General features: G+C 41.4%; 23 protein-coding genes. 11 read left to right on the forward strand and 12 right to left on the reverse strand.

Going from position 1 to position 21,300, the window contains the following annotated elements; translation table 11 throughout:
- Positions 1–10 precede the first annotated feature (10 nt).
- The 5 genes from DPF90_RS07245 to DPF90_RS07265 all read left to right on the forward strand — a co-directional run bounded on the left by DPF90_RS07245 (position 11) and on the right by DPF90_RS07265 (position 4,368).
- Positions 11–814, forward strand: a complete 804-nt coding sequence (locus tag DPF90_RS07245; protein WP_114785667.1) for a DUF2189 domain-containing protein — start codon at positions 11–13, stop codon at positions 812–814.
- Positions 807–1,640 carry a glucosaminidase domain-containing protein gene (locus DPF90_RS07250; RefSeq protein WP_114785668.1) on the forward strand — a complete coding sequence of 278 codons (834 nt, stop codon included), beginning with the start codon at positions 807–809 and terminating at the stop codon, positions 1,638–1,640. Before DPF90_RS07245 ends, DPF90_RS07250 begins: the two co-directional genes overlap by 8 nt.
- 16 nt (positions 1,641–1,656) lie before the next feature.
- A complete protein-coding gene (locus tag DPF90_RS07255; protein WP_114785669.1) occupies positions 1,657–2,316 on the forward strand; it encodes a DUF2987 domain-containing protein in 660 nt (219 codons plus the stop codon).
- 150 nt (positions 2,317–2,466) lie between these two features.
- Complete coding sequence (gene ttcA, locus DPF90_RS07260; protein ID WP_114785670.1) at positions 2,467–3,360, forward strand: tRNA 2-thiocytidine(32) synthetase TtcA; 894 nt, start codon at positions 2,467–2,469, stop codon at positions 3,358–3,360.
- Positions 3,361–3,564: 204 nt separating this feature from the next.
- Entirely contained in the window at positions 3,565–4,368 is an 804-nt protein-coding gene (locus DPF90_RS07265) for a C40 family peptidase (protein ID WP_205395175.1), read from the forward strand.
- A gap of 49 nt (positions 4,369–4,417) precedes the next feature.
- Here the strand turns inward: DPF90_RS07265 and uspE are convergent, their stop codons facing one another.
- From uspE to ccoN, 10 genes are all read right to left on the reverse strand, one after another.
- Positions 4,418–5,371: a universal stress protein UspE gene (gene uspE, locus DPF90_RS07270; RefSeq protein ID WP_114785672.1), complete on the reverse strand. Its 954-nt coding sequence runs from the start codon at positions 5,369–5,371 to the stop codon at positions 4,418–4,420.
- Between the two features lie 130 nt (positions 5,372–5,501).
- Positions 5,502–6,251, reverse strand: coding sequence for an FNR family transcription factor (locus tag DPF90_RS07275; protein WP_114785838.1), 750 nt, complete (start codon positions 6,249–6,251; stop codon positions 5,502–5,504).
- 90 nt (positions 6,252–6,341) lie between these two features.
- Entirely contained in the window at positions 6,342–7,013 is a 672-nt protein-coding gene (locus DPF90_RS07280; protein ID WP_114785673.1) for a sulfite exporter TauE/SafE family protein, read from the reverse strand.
- The gene (gene ccoS / locus DPF90_RS07285; RefSeq protein WP_114785674.1) at positions 7,010–7,174 is read right to left on the reverse strand and encodes a cbb3-type cytochrome oxidase assembly protein CcoS; all 165 of its coding nucleotides are present in this window, start codon (positions 7,172–7,174) and stop codon (positions 7,010–7,012) included. The genes DPF90_RS07280 and ccoS overlap by 4 nt, the downstream gene beginning before the upstream one ends.
- Positions 7,175–7,179: 5 nt before the next feature.
- On the reverse strand, positions 7,180–9,576 hold the full coding sequence (locus tag DPF90_RS07290; protein ID WP_240314484.1) for a heavy metal translocating P-type ATPase: 2,397 nt from the start codon (positions 9,574–9,576) through the stop codon (positions 7,180–7,182).
- Positions 9,560–10,039 carry a FixH family protein gene (locus DPF90_RS07295; protein WP_114785675.1) on the reverse strand — a complete coding sequence of 160 codons (480 nt, stop codon included), beginning with the start codon at positions 10,037–10,039 and terminating at the stop codon, positions 9,560–9,562. The genes DPF90_RS07290 and DPF90_RS07295 overlap by 17 nt, the downstream gene beginning before the upstream one ends.
- 82 nt (positions 10,040–10,121) lie before the next feature.
- Complete coding sequence (gene ccoP / locus DPF90_RS07300; protein WP_114785676.1) at positions 10,122–11,108, reverse strand: cytochrome-c oxidase, cbb3-type subunit III; 987 nt, start codon at positions 11,106–11,108, stop codon at positions 10,122–10,124.
- Positions 11,105–11,281: a cbb3-type cytochrome oxidase subunit 3 gene (locus DPF90_RS07305; RefSeq protein WP_114785677.1), complete on the reverse strand. Its 177-nt coding sequence runs from the start codon at positions 11,279–11,281 to the stop codon at positions 11,105–11,107. Before DPF90_RS07305 ends, ccoP begins: the two co-directional genes overlap by 4 nt.
- Before the next feature lie 15 nt (positions 11,282–11,296).
- The gene (gene ccoO, locus DPF90_RS07310) at positions 11,297–11,917 is read right to left on the reverse strand and encodes a cytochrome-c oxidase, cbb3-type subunit II (protein WP_114785678.1); all 621 of its coding nucleotides are present in this window, start codon (positions 11,915–11,917) and stop codon (positions 11,297–11,299) included.
- 13 nt (positions 11,918–11,930) lie between these two features.
- Positions 11,931–13,364: a cytochrome-c oxidase, cbb3-type subunit I gene (ccoN, locus tag DPF90_RS07315; RefSeq protein WP_114785679.1), complete on the reverse strand. Its 1,434-nt coding sequence runs from the start codon at positions 13,362–13,364 to the stop codon at positions 11,931–11,933.
- A gap of 251 nt (positions 13,365–13,615) precedes the next feature.
- Here ccoN and DPF90_RS07320 point away from each other — a divergent pair, with 251 nt between their 5' ends.
- The 6 genes from DPF90_RS07320 (at position 13,616) to DPF90_RS07345 (ending at position 17,798) form a co-directional block, all read left to right on the forward strand.
- Positions 13,616–13,984, forward strand: a complete 369-nt coding sequence (locus DPF90_RS07320; RefSeq protein WP_114785680.1) for a hypothetical protein — start codon at positions 13,616–13,618, stop codon at positions 13,982–13,984.
- A gap of 128 nt (positions 13,985–14,112) precedes the next feature.
- Entirely contained in the window at positions 14,113–14,763 is a 651-nt protein-coding gene (sctR, locus tag DPF90_RS07325) for a type III secretion system export apparatus subunit SctR (RefSeq protein ID WP_114785681.1), read from the forward strand.
- Complete coding sequence (locus DPF90_RS07330) at positions 14,760–15,029, forward strand: EscS/YscS/HrcS family type III secretion system export apparatus protein (RefSeq protein WP_114785682.1); 270 nt, start codon at positions 14,760–14,762, stop codon at positions 15,027–15,029. The genes sctR and DPF90_RS07330 overlap by 4 nt, the downstream gene beginning before the upstream one ends.
- Positions 15,030–15,812, forward strand: a complete 783-nt coding sequence (gene sctT / locus DPF90_RS07335) for a type III secretion system export apparatus subunit SctT (protein ID WP_114785683.1) — start codon at positions 15,030–15,032, stop codon at positions 15,810–15,812. It begins immediately after the preceding gene.
- Positions 15,813–15,814: 2 nt separating this feature from the next.
- On the forward strand, positions 15,815–16,864 hold the full coding sequence (locus DPF90_RS07340; protein ID WP_114785684.1) for an EscU/YscU/HrcU family type III secretion system export apparatus switch protein: 1,050 nt from the start codon (positions 15,815–15,817) through the stop codon (positions 16,862–16,864).
- Positions 16,865–17,153: 289 nt separating this feature from the next.
- Positions 17,154–17,798: a two component system response regulator gene (locus DPF90_RS07345; RefSeq protein WP_114785685.1), complete on the forward strand. Its 645-nt coding sequence runs from the start codon at positions 17,154–17,156 to the stop codon at positions 17,796–17,798.
- Between the two features lie 109 nt (positions 17,799–17,907).
- Here DPF90_RS07345 and DPF90_RS07350 read toward each other — a convergent pair whose 3' ends face one another.
- Both DPF90_RS07350 and DPF90_RS07355 read right to left on the reverse strand, forming a co-directional pair.
- On the reverse strand, positions 17,908–18,237 hold the full coding sequence (locus DPF90_RS07350) for a BAR domain-containing protein (RefSeq protein WP_114785686.1): 330 nt from the start codon (positions 18,235–18,237) through the stop codon (positions 17,908–17,910).
- Positions 18,238–18,397: 160 nt separating this feature from the next.
- Positions 18,398–21,184 carry a two component system sensor kinase gene (locus DPF90_RS07355; RefSeq protein WP_114785687.1) on the reverse strand — a complete coding sequence of 929 codons (2,787 nt, stop codon included), beginning with the start codon at positions 21,182–21,184 and terminating at the stop codon, positions 18,398–18,400.
- Between the last annotated feature and the right edge of the window lie 116 nt (positions 21,185–21,300).

Consider the following 21,300-nt stretch of genomic DNA (forward strand, 5'->3'; position numbering starts at 1 on the left):
GGAAACGTTAATGAACAATGGTATAGAAAAAGATTTTAATTTGGGTGGAAGTGTGGAAAGAGCACTTTCAGGAAAGTATGAGCTTAAGGCAGGTGCTGTTCTCAAAGAAGCATGGCAACATACAATAAAAAACTTTCTTTCATTTTCACCTAGCATACTTTTGTTGATAGTCGCTCAAGTAGTGATTTTTTATGTAGCACTGAAGTTACAACTTGGTGATTTATCGATCATTACCGATATATTGACCAAACCAGAAGAGGTTAACCCTGGAATTGTTCAAGCAATTTTCATTGCTAATTTTAGCTATGAAGTAGTAAGTGCTCCTGTTGTAGCAGGTGTAAGTTTAATGGCGATGAGCCATGCGGCAGGTCTGTCGACCAAACCGCGGCATATTGCAAAGGGACTACAATTCACGATTCCGGTGATTATCGCTACAATATTTAGTTTGCTTGCGCAGCTCGTTGCTGGGATGATCCTACCGTTTTTGTCCATGTATTTGTCACTCGCATTTAGCAATGCGGTTTTGCTAATTTGTGAGAAACAAATCCCCCCAATGCAATCTTTGTTGCTATCCTTACGAGCGGTTAATAAAAAGATTTTTGTCCTTGCCGGAATATATTTATTGGTCGTATTTATGTTCATCCTTGGGGCTGTGTTCTATGGTTTGGGCTTAATCTTGGTTATCCCTTTTTATTTTCATATCAAAGGTATTATCTACAGAGATATGTTTGGTATCAGGCTAAAAATTGTGACAACAGATGGACCAAGCGATGAGGACGATAATGACGGCAATTCACAAGTGTTCAATGCGTAAAAGTGAGCTCGTTGCTCTTGCAGCAGCTGGCGTAATAGCCGGTTGCAGCTTCTATGACTATGAAAAGCGTCAACCTCCCAAAATTCAGCAAACCACGCCAGCAACTCAACCGATAGCCTTGCCAAGTTTTGATGCTTTCTCTATTGGTGAAGCGCCAGACTTTGCATCTATTGAGAATGTAACAGCAAAGAAAAGAGCGTTTTTTGACTACTTGCGCCCAGGAATTGCGTATGAAAATCAACGTGTTTTGAATGAACGAAACAGACTTGATGCTATCAGAGATGACTTTCTTTCTGGTATGGTTTCGGAGCAAGATAAACAATATGCAGAGATCTTATCTAAGCGGTACAGAGTGAAGCTTAATTCATCGGGTATTGATCAGCAATGGCTTGATCAGATGCTTCATCGTGTTGACGTCATCCCTGAAGCTTTGGTCTTGGTACAAGGTGCTAATGAGTCTGCCTGGGGAACCTCTCGCTTTGCAACTCAGGCTAATAATTACTTTGGGCAGTGGTGTTACACTGCTGGTTGTGGCGTTGTTCCACTGAAAAGAGGGGATGGCATGACTCATGAAGTCGCTAAGTTTACCTCAGTACAGGAATCGATAGAAGGCTATTTTATGAATGTGAATCGTAATAAAGCCTACGAGGAGCTTCGAGAAATACGTTACCAGAGACATTTGCGTGGTGAAAGCTTGACAGACACAACGGCGGCTCTTGCTCTTACACAAGGATTGCTAAAATATTCCGAAAGAGGTGAGGAGTATGTCAAAGATCTGCAGGCAATGATAAGGCACAATCAGTCTTTTTGGAAAGATAACGAATAATAAGCTAGCCAGTGAAATGAACAAACTAATTTTTACCCTGTCCCTTGGGGGATTACTCTCGTTGCATGCATTACCTATACAAGCTCAAGAATACATGTTCACTTACTCAAAACTATTTACCCACCTAAAGCAAAATACTAAGCAAGGCCATGAAGATGTCAAAGTAGGTTTTTTCTTTCTCAATGCAGAAACAAAACAAAATTGCACTATTCAAAAAGCTTGGATGGAAAAAGAGCAACACTATGAAGAACTAAAATCCACTCGCTATCACGAGTTGATAGTACCTATAGACAATAATCTCAAGTCAGCCAACCCTTTAGTTTTTGTTCAAACTCCTCAAAATGAACGATGCGACTTTTCTATGGTTGTCATGACTAAGCAGCCACTAAGCGGCAAAGTTTCTTATACAGACGTGGAGAAGTTAATGCCTCAAATGCAAACTATGCTTGAAGATTTAGGCGGCATGTTTGCTAGTTGGTTTACCCCCGATGTTGAAGGTGTGACTATGGAATTTGAAAATCAACTGAACGGACAGGTTGAGTTTTCCAATGGTGGTACAAAGCCGATTGTAAATGGTAAAGTGCAAGTTGCATTATCAGATATAGGTAAAGGAGGCACCATGATGCTTCCGCAAGAAACCAGTCGCGTCTTACCTTATTTGCCCGAGGCAAATTAGTTCTATTCACATTGTTATCTTGGAGCATGCTAGCTACTCCTACGGTTGGGACAGATAAGCATTTCATACTGATGGAAAAGTACGTATAATCTTGCCCCCTAGTAACAGCTCAGACATTTTATAGTTACGATAGTTATTTGTGAGTAGGTAATGAATCAGGTAGATACAAGAAAAGAAACGCTAGAGTATAACAAGCTTCAAAAGCGTCTTAGACGTAATGTGGGTAATGCCATCACGGATTACAACATGGTGGAAGACGGAGATGTTGTCATGGCATGCATTAGCGGTGGAAAAGATTCTTTCGCTATGCTCGATATTCTATTGCAGTTACAAAAATCGGCACCTATTAGGTTTGAAGTAATTGCTGTTAATCTCGATCAAAAACAACCTGGTTTTCCAGAGCACATTTTACCTGAGTATTTTGAAACTTTGGATATTCCCTATTATATCGTTGACAAAGATACATACTCAGTGGTTAAAGAGAAAATACCGGAAGGTAAAACCACTTGTGGTCTTTGCTCTCGTCTACGTCGTGGCACATTATATTCATTTGCTGAAAAAATAGGTGCAACTAAAATTGCACTTGGTCATCACCTAGATGACATCGTTGAAACGCTTTTTCTTAATATGTTTCATGGCGCGAGATTGAAAGCAATGCCTCCAAAATTGCGTTCCGATGATGGTCGTAATGTAGTTATTCGCCCTTTAACATACTGTCGTGAGAAAGATCTGATTAAATATGCTGAGCATAAAGAGTTTCCTATTATCCCTTGTAATCTTTGTGGGTCGCAAGAAAAACTAGAACGTAAAGCGGTTAAAAGCATGCTTATAGAGTGGGATAATAAGACTCCAGGCAGAGTAGAGAAGGTATTCAAGTCTATCCAGAATGTTAGTCCTAGTCAGCTCGCTGACAGAGAGATATTTGATTTCGTTAACCTTCCTTTGTCTCGAAATGGAGACAGAGAAGAGTATGAGTTTACGGAAGCAACTGTGTCTTCTACAAACATCGATGAATCTATGTTTATTGACGTAACCAATGTTTAGATATTTTTATCATTTTTGACTTAATAGATTCTTTGTGTTTTTTTGTTTGGTGCACTGAGTAAATCCATAGACTATAAACGACAACACCCTCGATTACGAGGGTGTTGTCGTTTATAGTAGGATCAATTCGTGAAGTTAAGATTATTAATCTGTGCAGTATGTACTTGCATATTTTTCTCCTCATTTTCCTCGGCTGAGGAAAGGGTGAATAAATCTGTTACCAATATGTATGAACATGCTAGTGAGACTAGCTCTGTTGTATCTCAGGCAAAATATGCTGAGGAAGTAACGGTATTAAAAGAAGATTCTGAATGGTTATTTGTTCGTTCCAGTGACCAATATGAGGGCTGGATACTACGAGATAATGTAGCTCAGATGGATGATTACTTTGAAGACCGTCAGATCATTACAACGTTAAGTAGAGAGACACTGCTCTATAGCTCAGATAGTGTTGGAAAACATAAACCTTTACTTAAGCTTCCATTTGGTGTCGAGCTAACCGCAATGGATGATCCTAACAAATGGGGTAGCCGATGGATAAGAATTCGTTTGTTAGATGGAGGAATTGCTTGGATTCAGAGAGGAGATATTCATATTGGAAACCTAGAGCTCGATATGACGGAGATGCTAAAACTGTCTAAATTATTTATTGGCGTTCCATATACTTGGGGTGGGAGATCGAGTTTCGGGTTTGATTGCTCTGGCTTTGTTCAAGAAATGTATAAGACTATTGGAGTCCATTTACCTAGAGACTCAGGCCCTCAGTCTCGTTGGAGTGGGTTAGTTGATGTGCCTAAATCAGCACTTAAACCAGGTGATTTGTTATTCTTTGGTAATCAAAAGGTCAGTCATGTTGGGCTATTTTTGGAAGAGCATGAAGAAGAGTTATTGTTTATCAACGCTACTGTCTCTGATAACAATGGCTCTAATGCACCCTATTTGCAGATAAGCAATCTAAATTCTGATTATTGGAGTGACTCGTTTATCGAGGCAAAACGGTTCAAGTAATCAAACACCAGTGATATTAAGGCCACTCAATGAGTGGCCTTAATATAAATCAAGTACCTGCCTTAGGGTCAAGTGGACTTATATAACCATTAGGTTTTAGAGCTAAGACATCACAGTTAATTTTGTCTATGACATGTTCTGCCGTATTACCAATAAATACAGCGGATAAGCCAGTGCGGCCGGTTGTTCCTACAATAACCATCGCAGCGTTTAGCTTTGTTGCAGATTCGGGTATAACATCTTCTGGTAGCCCTTGTTCAACGACGGTCTGTTGTTCGTCGTAGCCATGCTTTTGTCGCAATGCTTTCATTGCAGTTAGGTGGTGGCCACGAACCGCATCAGTATAAGTATTGGGGTCAAACTCAGGGAGCTCTATGGTTATATTCGCAGGTGTGACAGGATAAGCATTGACTAAATAAGGTTTGGCCCCTAAACGTTCACTTAAGCTATTTAATTGTTCCACCATACTGTCATTAAGGCCAAGATGGGTGTCGTTTTCTGAACCCACGTGGACAGAGGCGAGTATACTGGTATTTTCCGGCCAGTCTGAGTTCTTCACTAGCAATACAGGAGAAGGGCACTTACGCAATAAATGCCAGTCAGTAGGGGTGAATATGACGGATTCTAAAACGTCATGTTTTCGAGTTCCTTTGATTACAATGTCGTGATTGCCGGCAAAGGTCTCTGCGATGATAGCCTCATAGGGACGGTTGTGCCAAACTACTTTTACATCGAAGTCTACATTTTGATTTTGCTCTGTGTATGGCTTCGCTACCTTATGCATCCACTGTTCGCGTTGTCCTATCACACCACGGCGCATAGCATCACGCTCATCAACAGATAGCATTGATGTCATGTCGTAGGAGAAATCATAGATCGATAAAAAGAAACACACTTTACTACGAGAACGACTTTGAGCCGCAAGTTGCATGGCGCGAGCCAAGGCTGGCTGCTCATCTTTGTTGATGTCGGCAACGACAAGTATTTTATTATAGATACTCATAGTAACTCCTTAAGTGTAGGGAGAGTTATATGATTAATGTAGCGCAGCTAGTGAAAGATTTTTAGCAAAAGAGTGGTATAGAGAGCAAAAGTATGACGCAGCTCAGTTTTGAGCTACGTCATTGAACTTATTAGGATTCTGAAGAGACACCAGCGAGTTCCATAAGAGTGTCATGGTCTAGGATAGTGATATACTTACCTTTTACACTCAAAATTTCCGACTTTTGAAAGCGTCCTAGTAATCGAGATATGGTTTCAACAGTTAACCCAAGATAATTACCGATATCTCCTCTTGTCATCGTAAGACGAAACTCTCTCGGACTAAATCCTCTTTGAGAAAATCTTGTTGATAGGTTATATAAGAAAGCCGCTAGACGTTCTTCTGCACTCTTTTTAGAGAGTAGAAGAATCATATCTTGGTCACCCTTAATTTCACTACTCATCAAACGCATGATTTGCTGTCTGAGCTTGGGCATTTTGCCCGATAGATCATCAAGGGTTTCGTATGGGATTTCACATACCATAGATGTTTCTAGCGCTTGAGCAAAGCTTGGGTGAGAGTCTTCTGTTATAGCATCAAATCCGACAAGATCGCCTGCAAGATGGAAGGCAGTAATCTGCTCATCTCCCTGCTCAGTTATTGTGTAACTTTTGATAGTCCCTGAACGAATAGCGTAGAGAGATTTTAAACTATCTCCCGCTTTAAACAGTTCCTGTCCTTTTTGTATGGGCCTTTTTCGTTCAATAATTTGATCGAGTTGGTCTAGTTCGTTTTCATTGAGAGTGAAAGGTATGCACAATTGACTGATACTACAGTCTTGACAGTGAATTGCACAACCACCGGATTGGATACGTTTTGTCGCAGGCTTTTCAGGAATCATAACAAACTTCACAAATTGATATACATCAACATTTTAGCACTCATTTTTTGGAAAAGGTAGTAGAATAAACCTACAAAAAACAAGAGCATATTAACTTACTGATAGCAAGGTTATTGCTTGTTGGGCGGTATAGAGCCCATAAAGCAAAATGATGACAGCGCCAGATTGGCGAAGGAAATTGGATTTTTGGAGTTTGTTTGTGTGACTGACACTGATACCGATAAATAACATCGCGGGCATTGTCCCCAGACCAAATGCCACCATAATGAAGGCACCATTTAATGCACTTCCTGAAACCGCTGCCCAGGTCAATGTAGAATAGACGAGTCCACACGGAAGCCATCCCCAGACTAAACCGAAAGGAAGAGCATAAAGAGGGGACTTTAATGGTAAGAGTGATTGACCAGCAGGGGCTATCCGTTTCCATAGCTTTTGACCCAAACGCTCGATATAGACCAAGCCGTGCCACCATTTACCTATGTAACAAGCGAGTAGAATCATGAATAGGGCTGCGATTAACCGTAACCAAGTCAGTGATTGGTTAACTTGGCTAAATTCTACGACAGTAGAAATAGCGCCGCCAACAATAGCTCCTATAACACAATAACTTATCAGTCTACCTAAATTATAAAAGATAGGGACGAATACTGAGTGTGAAGGAGAGTTGGAACTTAGCAAAGATGCAATACCACCGCACATCCCCATACAATGTCCAGCCCCAATTATACCGATTAAAAATGCGCCGAGCCAGTCAGGTGTCATTTAGGAGTGTTCTCATCTTTTTTTTCGTCTTCGAACAAAATATTATGGCCCTGACGTTCCAAATCCTCAAACTGCTCGCTCTTTACTGCCCAGATAAAAATGGCGATTGCAACACAGACTAAAACAATTGCTATCGGGATTAAGATATAAAGGCTTTCCATGATTACTAACCTTGTTTTTCTTTCAGCAAACGAAGAGAATTAGATACTACTATAATCGAGCTTGCAGACATACCAATGACAGCAAAATATGGGGCAACTAAACCAGCGACGGCTAGCGGAAGGATGAGTGCGTTGTAGCCAAGTGACCAAGCTAAATTCTCGCGTATTATATTGCGTGTCTGTAACGCCAAGTCTCTGGCTGCCAATACTTTGTCTAGTTGATCGCCGAGTAGCACCATATCTGCCGATGCCTTCGCTGCATCAGTGCCCCCGCCCATAGCGACTGACAAATGAGCGCCAGCTAAAGTTGGGGCGTCGTTAATGCCATCGCCAAGCATCATGGTAATTTCTGTTTTATCTAAGCTATTAAGATAGTTGAGTTTATCTTCTGGTTTTGCCTCAGAGACCACTTTTTTGATACCAATTTCATTGGCTGTTAGCTCGGCATTTTGATGTGAGTCTCCTGTAAGAAGAGTGACAGAGATTCCTGCTTGCTGAAAGCGGTCAATAAAGGCTTTGGATTCTGCGCGAATTGGGTCTTGATAAGTAAATGTCGCTATGTGCTCACCGTCTAGAGACATGTAAATTTGGTTAGGCTTAGTGGTGTGATGAGTGTCTAGAACAAAAGAAGCACTACCTATTTTGATTATGCTTCCATGATAGTTGCCTACTAGTCCAGATCCTATAATATTTTCGACATCCGACACATGAATATTGGGATTTCTGTAGGTGTCGAATGCTCGTGCTATTGGATGATTTGCATGAGACTCGATTGAAGAGGCTATCTGTGAAACTTCAATTTCTGAAAGAGATGAGAAAGTTTGTATATCACTAATTACTATCTCTCCGTGGGTTAAGGTCCCAGTTTTGTCTATAACGAGATGGTTGACCTTACATAGGGTCTCAAAAACATGACCTTTACGCAGAAGGATCCCCAGATTTCCTAATCTTGATGTTGCACATGTTAGGGCTGTAGGTGTTGCCAGTGAGAGCGCACATGGGCATGTAGCAACGAGCACAGATAACATGATCCAAAATGCATCGTTTGGCTTAGTTTGGTGCCAGTATACCCATGTACTCGCGGCTGTGATCAGAATAACGGCGACAAAATAGCGCGCTACAATATCCGCAATTTGAGCAATTCTAGGCTTTGATAGTTGAGCTTCATCCTGAAGCCGTATAATACTGGAGATCATTGAATCTGCTTTTGTTGACGTGACTTCAAGCTCAAATGATTCTTCGCCATTCATGGTGCCCGCATAAACATAGTCATCCACATTTTTGACTACAGGAATGGACTCTCCAGTCAACATGGACTCATCAATATGTACTCGACCTAGCACTATCTTGCCATCTGATGGAATATTTTCACCGGGTAAGATACGAATACGATCACCCACTTTGAGCGTTTTTACCGGAACTTGCTCACCATCTAACCGTGTGGCCATGGCTGGGATGAGTTTAAGCAAGTTACCACTTGCCGCTGCGGCTTTTCTCCTTGCACGCATCTCTAGGAACCGGCCAAGAAGCAGGAAAAAAGCAAACATAGAGATAGATTCGAAAAAAACTTCTCCTGACTCTGTTACAGTAGCGATAAGACTGGAGAAGTAGGCAAAAATCATAGCCAAAGATACAGGAACATCCATGCCCAGCGTTTTTCCCTGAATACTTCTCCATGCATTGATATAAAAAGGCAGTGCGGAATACAGCATCACAGGCGTAGCAAAAATTAAACTCACCCAGCGGAAGTAATTTTTGAATTCCGGTTCTAAATCCCCAAACACTTCTAGATAAAGAGCAACAGCCAGCATCATGACTTGCATTGTTGCTAGTCCCGCAATACCGAGCCTATACAAGTACTGTTTCATCTGTTTGTGATAGGTTGCTTCTTGCTTGTCTGCCTCAAAAGGTGCAGCTTTGTACCCGAGTCTGTGTATGGCAGATAGTAATTCACTAAGTTGCGCTTGAGTTTTATCCCAAACCAAAACTGCTCTATGAGTTGTAGTATTGACCCGCATAGACACAACGCCGTTTTGTGATGCAAGTTGTTTTTCAATCAGCCATGCACATGCAGCACATGAGACACCCTCTAGTGACAATGTCACTTCTGAATCTTGCTCTTTATGGCGTACAAACTCCGATTGTACCTCTTCATTGTCGTAGTGGATTAGAGTTTGGAGTTGCTCAGGGATTAACTCGGCTTTTTGTGCAGGAGTAGTACGATATTGGTAATAAGACACAAGGCCACTATCGAGTATCGTTTGCGCGACGCTTTCGCATCCGGGGCAGCACATGACTCTCTTTTGGCCTAAAATTTCAACGCTGAAATTGGTATTATCTGGTACTTCTTCTCCGCAGTGGTAGCACGGAGAAGGTAAGCTGAGGTTATTTTGTGAGTTCAACGTTGGCCTCAGTAGGGAAGGTCACTCGCCCTTGGATAAGCCATTGCTCATCATGGGGTGTTAATTCAATAAACCAGGGCCCTTGGAGTGACTTATCAAGTGTAAGCCTGTATTGCCCACCTGCGTCTGATGTAAGTAGTTGAGTAAAATCTCTATCGGGTAGGGTTCTATGAGCGAACAAGGCTGTTATCGCTGGATAATGCTTGAGTTGACCTTTGTTAAAACTGATCACTACATTGTTATTTTCTGAGGATACAGTCGCGGATAGATGAAGATCTTTTGCGACATTAATCTTTGAAATATCGATATTTATAGCTTTGCCCTTCTTATAGTAATCTTCAGTTACGAGAGACACTGAGTTGTTTGAAAAAACAATCACAGTAATGATGGTCCAAACTACAACTGTCATTGGTAGTATAATTAAGAACCAGGGCCAAAACTGCTTATACCAAGGTTTTACCATAAAAAAGCTCGCACATATTTAAAGACACTAGAGTTAATCTACAAGAAAGGCAGCCCCTAAAGAAGGGGCTGTTATTGAACGTTTACTCTTTTCCAGAATCTGAGTTGCTCAGACTCCAAACATAAGAAGAAACAAGTTGGATTTTATCCTCGCCAAGAATGTCTTTCCAAGCAGGCATTACACCCGATCGGCCATTCATTAACGTCTCGGTTACGTCAGCGCGAGAACCTCCATACAACCAGACTTGATCGGTTAAATTTGGAGCGCCGACAGCTGGGTTACCTTTACCGTCTGTTCCATGGCAGGCAGCACAAACGACAAAGCGAGCTTTGCCTGCTTCGGCTTCTCGTGCATTGACCGAACGCCCTGATAGGCTAAGAGTATAGCTAACGACTTCTTTAACGCCTTGTTCACCCAAAGCATCTTTCCAAGCTGGCATTTGTCCTACACGGCCATGCAAAAGGGTAGTAACAATCGCTTCTGGTTCACCACCATAAAGCCAGTCGTCATCAGTTAAATTAGGAAAGCCTTTTTGACCGCGTGCATCTGAGCCATGACACTGAGAGCAGTTTTGCAAGAATAAACGCTGTCCTACTTTTAACGCCTCTGGGTCTGCTGCAATTTCAGGTACGGAGCGTAATTGCTCTCCGCCATCTACATAGGCGAGACGTTTAAATGCTTTTCCAAAGTAAGCATCAGCATCGTCTAACTCTTTGGCATATTGAACAAGCCGTTTATCTTTCTGCGCTTCAGCAATAGATGCTTTAGATTCCTCAAGCGTTGTCACAGTTTGGTCAGAACTCTGCCAGCCGAGTAAACCCGTAAAGCTTCCCATTCCAGGGTAAAGCGCAAAGTATATCGCCGCAAATAGAAACGTACCGACAAACAAGTACGTCCACCATTTAGGTAGTGGGTTATTTAATTCACGAATACCATCATATTCATGACCCATATCTGCGCCTTCTTCAATGCCTGTTTTGTCTTTAAGGCACCAATTCAATATCGCAGCACAGCCTACTAATGTACCGACTGTAATGATGATTATCCAAAGACTCCAAAATGTCGTCATTGTTTAGTCACTCCTTGTTCTTTAGAGGGTGTTTGCTCTTCATCAGCAAAAACAAGGTTCGCAGCTTCTTCAAAACGAGCTTTACGGCTTTTACCGAACGCCCACCATACTACGCCTATAAAACATACGAACAGCACTATGGTCCAAATACCGTGAATAGTACCTATATCCATAATCTCACCCCTTGCTTACTTCATTGCGTGACCAAGAGACTGTAGGTAAGCAATGATGGCATCCATCTCTGTTTTACCTTCTACATCTTTTGACGCATTTGTGATTTGTTCATCTGTATAGGGAACACCAAACTGATCACGGAAGATTTGCATCTTCTTCTGAGTGTACTTACCATCCAGTACATTATCAGCTAACCACGGGAATCCAGGCATATTTGATTCTGGAACCAGCTCTCGTGGGTTGATAAGGTGAACTCGATGCCATTCGTCAGAGTAGCGTCCTCCCACACGAGCTAGATCAGGCCCAGTACGTTTTGAACCCCAAAGGAATGGATGCTCCCATACACTTTCACCCGCAATAGAGTAGTGGCCGTATCGTTCAGTCTCAGATCGAAATGGGCGAACCATCTGGCTATGACATACGTTACATCCTTCGCGGATGTATATGTCCCTACCTTCAAGTTGTAGGGCAGTGTATGGACGCAAGTTCTCAACGGGTTCTGTCGTTTGTTTTTGGAAGATAAGCGGTGTTATTTCCACAAGCGCACCCAAGCTTATTGCAAAAACGATGAGGATGGCCAGAAGCCCGACATTACGTTCAACAATTTCGTGGCGATTACTAGAATTAGAACTCATTCTGTTCATCTCCTTATGCTGGGTGCGGGACAGCTTTTAAGCTATCCTTTGGTGCAGATACTGTTTTGTACGTGTTATAAGCCATGAGCAGCATCCCTGTAAGGAATATGGCGCCACCAAGGAAACGTACAAAATAGAACGGATACGACGCTTGTACAGATTCAACAAAACTATAGGTTAGTGTTCCGTCTGAGTTAACTGCTCGCCACATCAAGCCCTGCATTACTCCCGAAATCCACATCGCAACGATATAGAGAACAGTACCGATTGTAGCAAGCCAGAAATGTGCATTGACCATACTCACGGAGTACATACGTTCTTGACCAAATAATCGTGGAACTAGGTGGTAGACAGAACCAATGGATACCATAGCAACCCAACCAAGTGCCCCTGAGTGAACATGTCCTATCGTCCAGTCGGTGTAGTGAGATAGCGCGTTGACTGTCTTGATTGACATCATTGGGCCTTCAAAAGTGGACATGCCATAGAAAGAGAGTGAAACGATAAGGAATCTCAGTATTGGGTCATAGCGAAGCTTATGCCACGCGCCGGAAAGCGTCATGATGCCGTTTATCATACCACCCCATGAAGGAGCGAACAAAACAAGAGACATCACCATACCGATTGATTGTGTCCAGTCAGGCAATGCGGTGTAGTGCAAATGGTGCGGACCGGCCCAGATATACAATGAAATAAGTGCCCAAAAGTGAACGATAGAAAGGCGATAAGAATAAACAGGACGTTCAGCTTGCTTGGGGACAAAATAGTACATCATGCCGAGGAAACCAGCAGTCAATAGGAAACCTACAGCGTTGTGCCCGTACCACCACTGTACCATGGCATCGACAGCACCAGAGTATATTGAATAGGACTTAGTCAAAGAAACGGGGATAGCCATACTGTTTACGATATGAAGTACAGCGACCGTAATGATAAAGGCACCAAAGAACCAGTTAGCAACATATATATGGGATGTTTTACGTTTGACTAGCGTTCCAAAGAACACTACCGCATAAGAAACCCAGACCAAGGCTATACCAATATCAATCGGCCACTCTAACTCGGCGTATTCTTTGCTGGTAGTCATTCCCATAGGTAGCGTTATTGCTGCTGATAGAATAACGGCTTGCCAACCCCAAAAGGTAAAGGCAACGAGAGGGCCACCAAATAGACGAGTTTGGCAGGTACGCTGAACAACATAGTAAGATGTTGCGAACAGTGCACTAGTACCAAACGCAAAAATAACCGCATTAGTATGCAGAGGACGTAAGCGACTGTACGTCAACCACGGCGTATCAAAGTTTAGCTGTGGCCAAACTAATTGAGCGGCAATCAAAACACCAACGCCCATACCGACAATGCCCCATAAAATTGTAACTAGGGTAAATTGGCGGACGACCGTATAGTTGTAGTTTTGTTCAAGCTGCTTTTCTTGGCTCATTTGCATGCTTCCAATTTTTTAATTAACTACACTTTACTTCCAACACGACTCATGTCGTAATGCCACCCAAATCATCTAGAAAGTTACTACTAAACAACTGGTTAAACTTCCTTGTGGATTTTGAAAAAAGTGGCATTTTCAGCCGGCAACTATACTGCATTTAGTATATCAATGACAGTGTAGTACCCTTACACTTGGTCTGGTATTGACCTTTTATTCTAAAACTTTGAAGTTTGTTACACGGAGAAGACTACCGCATGGCAGCCGAAAAACTTACCCCTGGTCGTTTTGCCCAAATTATCATCATGTTAACCCTTTTGGTTGCAGCGTTTACATGGCGTACTTTGGACTACGACAAGCAGGATAAACTCGAGTGCAATTTAACCCCAAAGTGTACGGTTAATGTTAATGATAGTTCTCTAATTGCTTATTTAGAAGGCGCTAAGTTAATCATAATAAAACCAACAGGCGGTTGGACAATGATCAACCCTGAGCAATCACTGGGGATAGAAGAAGACGAAACGACTTGGAAAGTTCCAATTCCTAGGAATCAAGTAATTGAATTTTATTTCAAAAACAAAAATTCGGCGGACCCATTCAAAGTGTCTTTTTTCGTTAAAAATTAAAAGTAACTGGGGTGTTTTCAAAATACTCAAATGATAAATTTAGACTGAATTAATCTCAGGTCCTCACCTGATATTATAAAAGTGCCTTATGTAGCAGACTCATACTCTGAGTATAAGAGGAGATACGTATGGCCTTACTGGACAACCCAATTCAACTTATCGTTGTATTATTCTGTCTATCTTTACTGCCGTTATTTGCAGTTATGGGGACATCGTTTTTAAAACTGTCAATTGTTTTCTCGATGCTGCGAAATGCGTTGGGAATCCAGCAGATCCCACCCAATATGGCAATATATGGTTTAGCTTTGATCTTAACCATGTTTACTATGGCTCCTGTTGGCTTGGCTATTCGTGACAACCTAATGGCGCATCCTATAGATTGGAGCTCTCCTGACCTTTTCACACAAGTGTCCAGTCAGATAATCGCTCCATACCACCAATTTTTAAGCCATAACACGAGTGAAACACAAATTCAGTTTTTTTCTAAGGTAGGACATGATATTTGGCCTGAACAGTACCAAAATGAACTGTCCAAAGATTCGCTTCTTGTCATGGTACCCGCATTTACTTTAAGTCAGTTAATTGAAGCATTTAAAATTGGTTTCTTGCTATACCTGCCGTTTGTTGCCATTGACTTAATTGTCTCCAACATATTACTCGCGATGGGTATGATGATGGTATCACCAATGACAATAGCTCTGCCGTTCAAACTACTTATTTTTATACTTATGGGCGGTTGGGATAAGCTTATTGGTCAGCTTATGGGGTCTTTCTCATGAATGAAGCTGTTATCGTCCACTTTACCTCAGAATTACTATGGCTTGTGCTGATACTTTCTATGCCAGTTGTGTTGGTTGCATCAGTAGTAGGGATCCTGGTCAGTTTATTTCAGGCTCTTACTCAGATTCAAGACCAATCGTTACAGTTTTTGATAAAGCTCGTTGCTGTCTGTATTACCTTAGCTGTCAGTTATCATTGGATGGGCAGCACATTGCTCAATTATGCTGGACTCGCTTTTGACCAAATTGGTTACGTAGGAGGCTAGATGTCTGCCCTGAATGAATATGTACCAATCCTTGCCCTATGCATGATGCGTCCATTAGGTATGATGTTGATGCTGCCACTTTTTAAAGGCGGGGCGATGGGAAGCGGGCTTATTCGTAACGCGCTCATTTTAATGTTCGCGCTTCCTGTTATACCTATGATGCAAGCCCATCCTGCTGATTTTTCTTCCAAGCCGTTGGTTGAGCTTATTTGGGTTTATGGTGAGGAATTACTGATAGGCCTAATTGTGGGCTTTTGTGCGGCAATCCCTTTTTGGGCAATAGATATGGCTGGTTTTGTCATTGACACTATGCGAGGCGCTTCAATGTCGACAGTGTTGAATCCACTAATGGGACTTCAATCTTCGATATTTGGTATGCTGTTTACTCAAGTTCTAGGCGTGTTATTTCTGGTGACAGGAGGGTTTAACGCCCTGCTTACTGCTCTATATCAGTCGTATTCTTCGCTCCCACCTGAGTCAGCGTTGTCATTTAATAATGACCTACTTATCTTCATTGGTCAGCAATGGCAAATGATGTCAGACATGTGTTTAAGTTTCGCTTTGCCTGCGATGGTTGTAATGATTTTGGTCGACGTTGGTCTAGGTCTTGTTAACCGCTCAGTCGAGCAACTCAACGTATTCTTCTTATCAATGCCTATCAAAAGTATTCTGGTCGTTTTCCTACTGCTGGTGAGTATGCATTTTGCTCTTTCTCATTATCTTGCTCAAATCAATCAGTTTGAAGGAAAAATCTCTACTCTATTCCAGCTGATTAAGGGATAACTATGGCCGAAAAAACTGAGAAACCCACACAGAAACGCCTAAAAGACGCTCGTAAAAAAGGCCAAGTTATAAAAAGCACTGAAATTGTAACAGGGCTTCAAATGGCGGTGATTCTTGGTTATTTTATCATTGAAGGGCAGGGAATGATGGACGCGGTCTGGAAAATGATCGAGATTTCAATCAACTCGATAAACCTTCCAATCAAGATTGCTGCCGAGTCTGTGCTGGCCGCGTTTGTTTTTATTATGCTCCGTTTTATGGCTGGTCTGGTTGTTATTCTTGTTATCACAGTGGTCATCAGTTGTATGGCTCAAACTGGCCCAGTGTGGGCATCGGAGAGCCTCACTCCAAGTTTTAATAAAATTAATATAATTAATAATGCCAAGAATATTTTCTCAATGAAAAGTGTATTCGCGTTATTAAAAAATATACTTAAAATTTTAGTTTTGACGGTAGTTTTTTATTACCTACTTCATCAACATGTTAATATGTTTCAATATTTACCTTCTTGTGGTGCTGAGTGTGGTGTTACCGTTACTTTCACTCTGGTGAAGTGGCTTTGGGGCGCATTTTTAATCTGTTACTTGGTGTTTGCAGTCGCAGACTATGCCTTTGTGCATTTTCAAACAATGAAAGAGTTGAAAATGTCTAAAGAAGATACGAAGCAAGAATACAAGGAAACAGAAGGTAATCCAGAAGTTAAACAAAAGCGCCGAGAGCTCCAGCGAGAAACAGCAAATGGCTCGCTTGTGCAAAATGTTAAAAAATCAACCGTCATAGTTCGAAATCCAACTCATATTGCAGTCTGTTTGTACTATCAGGCTGATGAAACGCCTCTACCTGTGGTTCTAGATAAAGCACAAGATCATATGGCGCTTCATGTGGTAGATATGGCAGAAGAACACGCCATACCTCTAGTAGAAAATATACCGCTCGCAAGAGCCTTGTTTAATCAAGTTGAATCTGGTCAGGTGATTCCTGAATCCTTATTCGAACCTGTAGCTGAGCTACTTCGCGTGGTAATGAATGTATCCTATGATGCTGAGGACTAAAGTGTCTATGTCCTAAACGTTATTTGCACCAACACCAGCTTAAACACATCAAATACTGCAATTCTGCAATTCTGCAATTCTGCAAACAGAAGCCCTAACCACTGGTTGAACTTTGACCATTTTTCTGTTTTCTTTCATCATTGGTACCAATTTACATCACTTAAATGAAAAACATTCTTGATAACTTCCCACTGAGTGTTAGATTAACTATCAATAGCATCAATAAGTTCATAACCGTTTAGTTATAATAAATCTAAGTCCTATCGGTTGATGGATGTGGAGGGTGACAATGACATTTGGTGAATACACTCAGTTAAAGATTTTGGTCGTAGACGATCATGATCTTATATTCGATGGTTTAAAGAGTTGTCTTGCTCCTTACCCTAACTTGGAGTTGGTTGGTTTTGTGACGGACGGTTTGAGCGTCTATGAGGAGTGCTTGAAACACAAACCCGATATGGTTTTTATGGATCTCAATTTACCTGGTATGTCTGGTGTAGAGGCAATACGACAATTACGCAAACGCTGGCCTGACATGATGATTATTGTGTTAACTGCCTCAGATGAGGAAAGGAAAGCCCGCGAAGCTTTGGACGCTGGCTCGAATGGTTACGTGCTCAAAAATGGGTCAAAAAGTACGTTACTGGCTGCGATTAAAAGTGTTGCTCGGGGGAAAAACTTTTTAGATCCCGCGTTAGATGCCAAACACATCGAGGCATTAAGCCTGGTTGAAGAAGGCGATATTCCCGTTTTAACACCACGTGAAAAGCAAGTGCTTAAACTTATCTTCGAAGGTAAACGCAACCGTGACATTGCAGAAGCGTTACTGATTGGATTAAAGACGGTAGAAACCCATCGAATGAATATAATGCGTAAACTTGATGCACACAACGTAGCAGATTTAATGAAGTGGGCGCACAGGATGGGTATTTAGGAGTGCGAATCTAGGTTTGATCTGACAGATACTTACTTTTTCGAATCGGTACCTGTCAGATTGTATCAAGGCTAGAGTCTTTTCTGCTAACTAAAGCATAGAATGATGACTAAAATACCACATCAATTCTATACACTTTGGGCAAATTGCCGCCTAAACACCCATCAATACCGAAACCTACTTCCTTTTGAGCTGCCGCCGCAGTTAATGCTGTGGAGAGGAGCTGTTTACCAGAGTCACTTGAAAGGTCAATTTTGAACGCGTTGGTTCTCGTATCTGTGCAGTTTTGGCGGTTCGTTACCACCGGTGAATAATAAATGACGGCTTCTGTATGGTAAGTGGATATTTTCGTTATAGTCTTATTTTGAGCAATATTCTCCCGAGCTGATTGTACTGATACAGATAAAATGAGTGCAAACAATCCTAACAAATAATTCATAGATTAACCTCTTAAAAATTAAACCGACACATAACCTCCTTGATAAGGATAGTCTCGGTTTACTATCTTGATTTTCGGATACTCTACCATAAGCGACTAAAAATTTGAGAAAAATTATAGCGTCATGCATTCTGCAATCATATAAAAATCTACAAACGTGTTATTTACTGCTGTACTTTTCTAGAGCATTGATTAACTGAGAAAACTCTTCTCCGGTTATTTGTTGGCCGTTTTCAATTTGATGCTCTAGCGTGCTTACCGTATCGAAGACATTGGTAGCACCGGCAAGTCCTGCACTGCCTTTTACATTGTGTAAGATATCTTTGAGCTCAGACCAATTCTTATCAGCGAAGCTTTCCCTTGCAGCATTGGCCATCTCTTTGAAGTGATTGGTTAAGCGTTGGGTAAACTCGCCTTCATTAAAATCCATAATAGGAGTATCTGACTCCACATTAATGTCTGGTTGCATGTCGCGATCTATTTGAATTTCTGCTGCATGCTCTAATACTTTAGCGAGTTCTTTCATAGACACAGGCTTGGTTAGGTAGCCGTTCATAAGGTTTATCGAATTATCATGCTCTGACGGATTAGCGTTTGCAGTCAGGGCTATGATAGGGCAGTCGGTATCTAGCGTTGTTTCGCTTTCTCGCCATAGCTTGGTCGTCTGATATCCATCGAGCTCTGGCATCCTCATATCCATCAACACCAAATCGAATACATGCTGTTCACTGTATTTTAGAGCCATCTTTCCGCTGCTGGCGCATGTCACTTCTTGGCCCAGTTCAATCAGCATTTTGCTCACTATGTCACGATTAGTTACAACGTCATCGACCAATAACACTTTTAGCTTCCATGGAATCATTTCTTTTGGATTTGTATGCGTGTTTTGTGTGGAAATACCATGCTGCAGTTCGTATAGTCGTTTCCATAAACGCCAAGGTAAGTAATGAAATTCTTCGTTTTTAAGTGCATCAGAGTCACTGCAAATACAGTGGCCGCCCCATGCTTGGATCTGTGGGTGAAGTGTTTCAGGTGCTTCAATAACTGCTTCTTTAAGGCGTAGAAGCATTCCTGAGTTATTTAGAGGCATTTTGAAGATAAATTCTGAGCCTTCACCATATTCACTTGTTACTGTGAGACTGCCGCCCATTATATTTGCCAATTTACGTGAAATAGGCAGGCCTAAACCAGTTCCTACCTGATGTTGTGAAGATTGTCGAAAAGGTTCAAATACTTCATTGAGCTTATCTTCTCGAATTCCTGGCCCTGTATCTTTGACACAGAACCATAGTTGTTTATCTATGACATCAATAGACAAAACAATCTCACCTTGCTCAGTGAACTTTGCCGCATTACCCAACAAGTTAACCAAGATTTGTCTAACGCGAATAGGATCAAATGAGCTAGTTTCTGGAGTGTTTGAACTAACAATTGTTTTTAGCTGGATTGGTTTATCTATAATGTAAGACTGTATGGTTAACATAGCCTCATCTACGATTTTAAGAAGGGGGTTATCGCTAATATTTAATTCAATTTGATCTGCTTCTATACGCGAAAAATCCAGCAAGTTATTAATAATGCTTAATAATGATTTAGCACATGTATAAGCTGTATTTCTAAGATCAGCTTGCTGGTCAGTTAAAATAGTATTTCGTAATAATTCCAGCGAACCGATAATACCATTAAGTGGTGTTCTTATTTCGTGGCTAATATTCGTAAGATGTTCACTTTTTCTAGCCGTTGCTTTTTCTGCGACCTGTTTAGCGTGCGCTAATTCAACCGTTCGTAGCTCAACTTTCGATTCTAATTCATCGTAGCTCGACTTTATTGTATCAAGTAGCATGTTGTATGCCCTTGCAATGTCTCCCAGTTCGTCTTTTCGGGATTCAGACAGCCGTCTATCAAAGGTTGGCTGTCGATCGCTGTTAATGATGTCTACAAAACTGCGAATGGGGTTAGCAAGAGACTTTCTCAATATGACAAGCATAATAATGGTCATAAGGCCGAAGGATACGAGAGACCACTTAAGCTCATTATAAAATGGTGCATAGGCCAGTTTTTCAATTTTAGACTTGGGTATTAACGAAATTTGATGCCAGTTTGGGCCATCAATAAATTTACTGACTACATAAAAGTTGTTGATTTGAGCAAATTTAGGTTTACCTTTAACAGCATTAGAACTCTGGTTATAGTCAATAAACTGTTTCAACTCTTTCTTTATCGTGTCATTTATCCCTGTTTGACCAAATATAGGGACTATGTCATCTCGAGTGATAAATAAATTGATATCATCTTTGGCATAGACATTGGAAACTGTAAGTACATCTTCAATATTAATCGCAAAGCCAACCTGACGTGCCAAACTATTGTCGGGATCTAGTGTGTAGCTTAGCAGAATGTAAACACTGTTGCGTTCGCGGTCATACTTAGGCTCACTCCAACGAAAGCCCTCTTTGGCCGGAAGTTTAGCAAGGTAAATAATCTCTTGAATTCTCTGCTCTTGATGTTCCCGTTCTCGCTCGGATGCAGAGTATATTGAGACATGTTTATTCGGCTCTATGATAAAGGTATCGACATAACGTTGTTGCCCGGCGATCCCAAACGTTTGTAGCGCCCAAAGTTGCTTATGCTCTTTGTCCAAAGGCGCTTGACCAATGTTAAATTGGCGAGCAACCAGCTCGATGTCAGGATCAATTTTCAAGGTTTTAAACTGTTCGAGTCTTTGTTCAAATTGCTGCGTATCTTCCATAGCTTGTTGAAACAAACTTTGATTCATTTGTGCTCGAATCTCGCCCATCTCATTATAGCTTTTGAGTGTTTGATTTAGAGTCCCCTTGTAGGTGTTATCAAACGCACTAATTTGGATTAGAACCCACAGACCAATAAAAACGGAGACAAATGCGACAGTGAGCTTGGTGACGAGGGAGGAATTCCAGCTAGTTTTCATGTCCAATCCTAAGTCTGTAGTTACACGCTTTTTCTAGTTCTACCATAGCGCGAATTGCCGCCCAAGGTCCATATTTGCTGTTGAAAGATAGTAATATCTTTGCACCGATTTGCGAC

The sequence above is a fragment of the Vibrio tetraodonis genome (assembly GCF_003350295.1).
Classification (GTDB): Bacteria; Pseudomonadota; Gammaproteobacteria; order Enterobacterales; family Vibrionaceae; genus Vibrio; species Vibrio tetraodonis.